The sequence below is a fragment of the [Clostridium] symbiosum ATCC 14940 genome (assembly GCF_000466485.1).
GTDB classification, from domain to species: Bacteria; Bacillota; Clostridia; order Lachnospirales; family Lachnospiraceae; genus Otoolea; species Otoolea symbiosa.
This window is the reverse complement of the sequence record NZ_KE993000.1, coordinates 1-5550: the sequence shown is the minus strand read 5'-3', so window position 1 is coordinate 5550 and position 5550 is coordinate 1. Positions and strand designations below refer to the sequence as shown.

Sequence of the window (5550 nt, the reverse complement as noted above, 5' to 3'; positions counted from 1 at the left end):
GATAAAGTCTGCGGAGCACGCTCCCGCTCTGTGAGGTGCATAATCTTAACTGTAAGCAACACCTATATTGACGCAGGAGGATATGCACATGAACGATTACAGTAAAATCACAGCCCTATACTCCCGGCTTTCCGTAGGGGACGAGGACAGGGACGGCGGCGAGAGCAACAGCATACAGAACCAGAAGAAATTTCTGGAAAGCTATGCCAGACAGTTAAAATTAACCAATATCCGGCACTACATTGATGATGACGAAAGCGGCAGATTTTTTGACCGTTCCGCTTACTCCCGCATGATAGAGGACGTGGAAAACGGCAAAATCGGCGTGTGCATTATGAAAGATATGACCCGTTGGGGGCGCGACTATCTCCAAGTAGGAAACGCAATGGAGATTTTCAGACGGAACAACGTGCGCTTTATCGCAGTCAACAACGGGATAGACAGCGAGAAGCCCGACACGCTGGAGTTTGCGCCGTTCATCAATATCATGTCGGAGTGGTACGCAAAGGACATCAGCAAGAAAGTGAAAACGGGCATTAAGACCAAAGGCATGAGCGGAAAGCCGATTGCCACCGAAGCCCCATACGGCTATATCAAAGCCCCCGACAACAAGGATTTTTGGATTGTTGACGAAGAAGCCGCGAAAGTTGTCCGCCTTATTTTCCGCCTGTTCCTTGACGGGAAGAACCGAAACCAAATCGCCGTATTTCTGAAAAACGAGCAAATCCCAACGCCCACTTTCTACATGAAAGACCGGGGGCGGGGAACGTGTAAAAACAAGACGCTCAATGAAGATAACCGCTACAAATGGAACAAAGCCACCTTAACCCATATCCTCACGCGGCAGGAGTATTGCGGCGACGTGGTGAACTTCAAAACGACCAAGCATTTCCGCGACAAAAGAAACCACTATGTAGACAGGAGCCAGTGGCACATTACGGAAAATGTGCATGAGCCGATTATTGACCGCGCCGATTTTGAAAACGTACAGCGGATTTTGGAAAACGCCCCCGTCAAACGCCCCAACGGTGACGGGGAAATCCACCCTTTGTCGGGCTTGCTTTTCTGTAAGGACTGCGGCGCGAAAATGCACATACGCATAGATTACAGGAACGGCGGCAAGCGGCACGTTGCCTATTGCAGTGAATACCACAAAGGAAAAGCCAAAAACCCGAAGTGCCATTCCCCGCACATCATGGACGCGGATTTACTCTTGCAGACCGTGGCGGACGTGTTGAAGAAAATCGCGGAATACTCCATCAGCAACAGGGCGGAGTTTGAAGCCTTAGTGAAAAAGAGCCTTGCCATGCAGCAGACCGACAAGACGAAGAAACAGCAGAAACGTATCCCCCAAATCACGACACGGCTTGAACAGATTGAAAAGGTACTGGATAAACTTTATGAGGACAACGCTTTAGGCACTATCCCGCAAGACCGCTATGAGCAGATGTCGCGGAAGTATTCGGAAGAATACTACACGCTGAAAGCGGAACTTGAAGAAATCCAAGGGCAGTTATCCGCTTTTGAGAACGCGGGTGGACGGGCGCAGAGGTTTGTGAAACTGACAGAACGCTATGCCGACTTTACCGAACTTACCCCCGCCATTCTCAACGAGTTTATCAGCAAAATCGAAGTGCATGAGCGCGACCGGAAAAGGGCAAAAAACGCCATTCAGCATATCGGGATATACTTCAACCATATCGGCAAATTTGAGAACGAAGTGACACAGCTTGCCGAGCCGACAGAACAGGAAATCCGACAAATGCGGGAAGAAATCGAAGAAGCCCAAAAGGAAAAGAGCCGCGCTTATCATCGGAACTATTCAAGGGCATACAGGGCGCGAAACCTTGAAAAGCAACGGGAGTATGACCGTATCAAGGCGCGGGAATATCGGGCGAGGAAAAAGGCGCAGGCCGCCGCACAGTAAAACAGAATAACCGACAGCCGAGAGGGATTTTCCAATTACGGGAAATCCCTTTTTCGCGCCCGAAGAAAGGAGTTGACCGAATGACGGAAACGAGAGGAACGCCCACCCCGCCGTCCAGAAAACCAGACGGCATTATCACGACACAGAGGAACGGGCAGACCATTGTTGCGGAACTGTTTTTCAACCACAGCAGCACAGAAACATTCCGCGACAAGTTACTCAAAATGATACTTGCCGACAAGCAGGAATAAAACGGGAAACCGATTTTCTGTAAAAATCCATTCCATTCCTATCCTATCCATTCCACACCAAAAAACGAAAGGAGCATTTCAGATATGCCAAAGACCAAACTGGAAAAAATCGCGGGGATTGAGGAAGAAATCCGACAGCTTGAAAACAGGCGCAGACAGCTTGTGCAGGAGCAAAAGGCACAGGAGCGCAAGGACAGGACGAAACGCCTCTGCCGCCGCATGGGGCTTTTTGAAAGCCTTATCCCCGACAGCATACCATTGACCGAGGAGCAATTCAAGACTTTCCTTGAAAAGACCGTAGCCGCCGAGCATGGGCGCAAGTTGTTGGACGAAATGACCGCCCAGAACGCCGCCAGAGCCGCCACAGAGGGCGCGGAAACAGCGGCACAGGGAAACACCCGCCCCGCCGCCAAAACCGCCCATACAGCCCACGAGGGCGGCACAGGCGGGAGCATGAACGGGGGCGCGGCGCAAGGGTAACGGGCTTTTGCCCCTACCCTTGCTTTTAGCAAGGGCGCACTTATATACCACATGAATGTGGTATCGTGCGCTCTGCCGAGGGCGTTTTGTGCCTGTCGGCACAAAAGGAAACGGCGGGAGTTACCCGCAGAAAGGAGCGCGGCACATGGCGATTTACCATTGCAGTATCAAAATCATATCACGGGGCAAGGGCAAATCCGCCGTTGCCGCCGCCGCTTATCGGGCGGGGGAGAAAATCACAAACGACTTTGACGGGGAAACCCACGACTACACCCGCAAGGGCGGTGTCGTCCATACCGAGATTTTACTTCCAGACCACGCCCCCGCCGCTTTCTCTGACAGGGCGGTTTTGTGGAACGAAGTGGAGAAAATCGAGAAAGCAAAAAATGCACAGCTTGCGCGGGAAATCGAACTTGCCTTACCCGCAGAATTGACGAGGGAGCAGAACATTTCCCTTGTGCGAGAGTATATCAAAAAACATTTTGTGGCGGCGGGAATGTGCGCTGACATTTGCGTACACGACACAGGCGGCGGCAACCCCCACGCCCATGTCATGCTGACCATGCGCCCCTTTGAGGAAAGCGGCGAGTGGGGCGCGAAGCAGAAAAAGGAGTACATTCTTGACAAAGACGGGAACAAAATCTATGACCGAAAAAAGCGGCAGTACAAATGCAAATCCGTACCCGCTACCGACTGGAACGACCAGACCAAAGCCGAGGAATGGCGGGCGGCGTGGGCGCAAATCTGCAATCAGCATTTAGAGCAGAACGGACACACAGAACGCATAGACCACCGCTCCTATGAGCGGCAGGGGATAGACCAAATCCCCACCGTCCATTTAGGCGTTGCCGTTTCCGCTATGGAGAAGCGCGGCATCCGCACCGAGCGCGGCGACCTCAACCGCGAAATCGAAGTGACAAACCAGAAATTGCGGCAACTGAAAGCGCGTATCTCTAAATTGCAGAACTGGCTAAAAGAGGAACAGGCGAACACCGAGCCGCCCACCCTTGCCGACTACATCCAGCGCATTTTGTCACGCAAGGCACAGGCGGGGAAATCGGGAGTTTCCCAATCGCTGTATAACCTCAAGGACGCGGCGAAAATGCTGAACTTCCTGCAACAAAACCAGATACAGGATATGGCGGGGCTTGATGAAAAATTCAAGTCCATGATAGGGGAACAACTGGACATTCAAGGCAAGCTGAAACCCGTTGAAAGACGGCTTGCCACGCTGAAAAAGCACATCGAACAATCGGATATTTATTTCAAGTACAAGGGGAAAAAGAAGCTGACAGAAGCCGAGCAAATCCTGTTTGCGGCGGCGCGGGATTATCTGAAAGGCGTGATGAACGGCAAGACCACCATTCCGACAAAGGCATGGAAAGAGGAATATGCCAAACTGACCGCCGAGCGGAAAACGCTCAATCAGCGGTATCTTGTACTCAAAGGGGAAGTGAAAGAAGCCGAGCAGATACGAAAGAGCGTTTACAGTATCTTGCGGCAGGAACAGCGGGAACACGCACAACGCAGGACACAGGATATGGAGCGGTAACGGACAGGGCGGCGGGATAATCAATGCCGCCCTCGCTGCCCTGTTTTCACGGTTTAACAGCCAGATAAATTGGAAGTTAAAGCACCTCTATGCCCCTACTTTTAAGACAATGTAACATAGTGACACAAATTTTAGGCAGTCCAGTTTCTCCTGAGCCAAAATGCGGGGCGGATACCGCACATTTCTTCTACCCCTTGCGCTGCACGTTCAATATACGCATCAAAATTAACACAGCTTATATAATCATATTTCCCCTCTGCCTTTTCGTAATCTTTTCCTAGGTAGCGCAGCCACCAGCAACCTTTATTTTCGTACTCGTCTTTTTCATCATAAAACCATGCCCCCTGACTTCGCGCATAAGTGGTTGTAACTGCTCCGCGTTCTTCATAAGCAACATAATCTTCCGTATAATCATCGAAGTATTTTTCCACCTCATCAATATTTAATAGAAAAATATAATCTTGTGTATTCTTTGCAGGGTTTATCACATCTGTAAGAAGAATTCGCTCTCGCTCTTCGGGCGAAAAAGCCGACATTAAAAATTCGTTATTCAACCAATTTCGCAGAGTACAGTCATGCCATATTATTTTTCCTGCAATAGTGTGATACTGTTTACAGTCCAGCAAATACTTACTGATGCATAGGCAGCGGCTATCTTCTTCTTTTAGAACAATCCATTCAATCGGTTCTTTTTTAAGCCCGCAATTTTGTGGATACTCACCTATAGTAACAGTAATTTTATTCATAGTTTTCCCTTCGTTTCCAGTTTGTCTGTGTGTACTGGAAAAATTATACCATAGCCAATAAGGAAAGGCAATCTGCATTTCCGTCCGTTCCGCCTATCCAGACCGTCAAGGGGCGGGTAGTATTTTTTCGCAAAGAGCGCGAAAAAATCTCCACCCTTAAACCCTTGACTGTCTGGATTTTTGCCGTTGTCATTTCGCCGCCGAAAACGGGGAACAGGATAAAAAAATCCTGCCCCGTTTTCGTCCGCTCCATTCTAACGGCAAAACCGTCTGCACTACTTCGGCGGCTATCGTTAGGTTTTGCGGTGGCTCTGCCCCCGCACCCCCGACCTCTTCCAAAGAACAGAATGGAGTGTTACGCAATAGGGGGCAAAAAGGCTTGATTTTTAAGGCGTTTCAGAAGCGAAAACAGACAGGGTAAGGGTTTTATATCACCTACCCTCGAAAACGGCTTCTAAACGTCCACAGGCGTGTTGTGCGCCCCTTTTTCCTGCCTGTTTTCCGCCGCTCTGAAAAAGTTTGCGTCAATAATTCAAAAAAGCACTTGACAAAACGCTTCATGAAATGCATCGCGCTGCTAAGCTCGTAAGGGAC

General features: G+C 49.9%; 5 protein-coding genes. 4 read left to right on the top strand and 1 reads right to left on the bottom strand.

The genetic code is table 11. The features are described from left to right. Positions 1 to 88 precede the first annotated feature (88 nt). The 4 genes from CLOSYM_RS17935 (at position 89) to mobQ (ending at position 4210) form a co-directional block, all read left to right on the top strand. Positions 89 to 1927 (top strand): recombinase family protein, encoded by a 1839-nt coding sequence (locus CLOSYM_RS17935; protein ID WP_003498393.1) that lies wholly within the window; start codon positions 89 to 91, stop codon positions 1925 to 1927. An 80-nt stretch (positions 1928 to 2007) separates the two neighbouring features. Further along, entirely contained in the window at positions 2008 to 2178 is a 171-nt protein-coding gene (locus CLOSYM_RS22545; RefSeq protein ID WP_003498391.1) for a transposon-encoded TnpW family protein, read from the top strand. An 84-nt stretch (positions 2179 to 2262) separates the two neighbouring features. Then, entirely contained in the window at positions 2263 to 2658 is a 396-nt protein-coding gene (locus tag CLOSYM_RS17930; RefSeq protein ID WP_003498390.1) for a DUF3847 domain-containing protein, read from the top strand. A gap of 145 nt (positions 2659 to 2803) precedes the next feature. Further along, complete coding sequence (gene mobQ, locus CLOSYM_RS17925) at positions 2804 to 4210, top strand: MobQ family relaxase (RefSeq protein WP_003498388.1); 1407 nt, start codon at positions 2804 to 2806, stop codon at positions 4208 to 4210. Between the two features lie 131 nt (positions 4211 to 4341). Here mobQ and CLOSYM_RS22075 read toward each other — a convergent pair whose 3' ends face one another. Then, positions 4342 to 4956 (bottom strand): DUF6273 domain-containing protein, encoded by a 615-nt coding sequence (locus tag CLOSYM_RS22075; RefSeq protein WP_021643208.1) that lies wholly within the window; start codon positions 4954 to 4956, stop codon positions 4342 to 4344. Positions 4957 to 5550: the final 594 nt, after the last annotated feature.

Bases quoted from the DNA above. Each gene is read 5' to 3' on its own strand.
- CLOSYM_RS22075 (WP_021643208.1), bottom strand. From the start codon at position 4,956: ATGAATAAAATTACTGTTACTATAGGTGAGTATCCACAAAATTGCGGG.
- CLOSYM_RS17935 (WP_003498393.1), top strand. From the start codon at position 89: ATGAACGATTACAGTAAAATCACAGCCCTATACTCCCGGCTTTCCGTA.
- mobQ (WP_003498388.1), top strand. From the start codon at position 2,804: ATGGCGATTTACCATTGCAGTATCAAAATCATATCACGGGGCAAGGGC.
- CLOSYM_RS22545 (WP_003498391.1), top strand. From the start codon at position 2,008: ATGACGGAAACGAGAGGAACGCCCACCCCGCCGTCCAGAAAACCAGAC.
- CLOSYM_RS17930 (WP_003498390.1), top strand. From the start codon at position 2,263: ATGCCAAAGACCAAACTGGAAAAAATCGCGGGGATTGAGGAAGAAATC.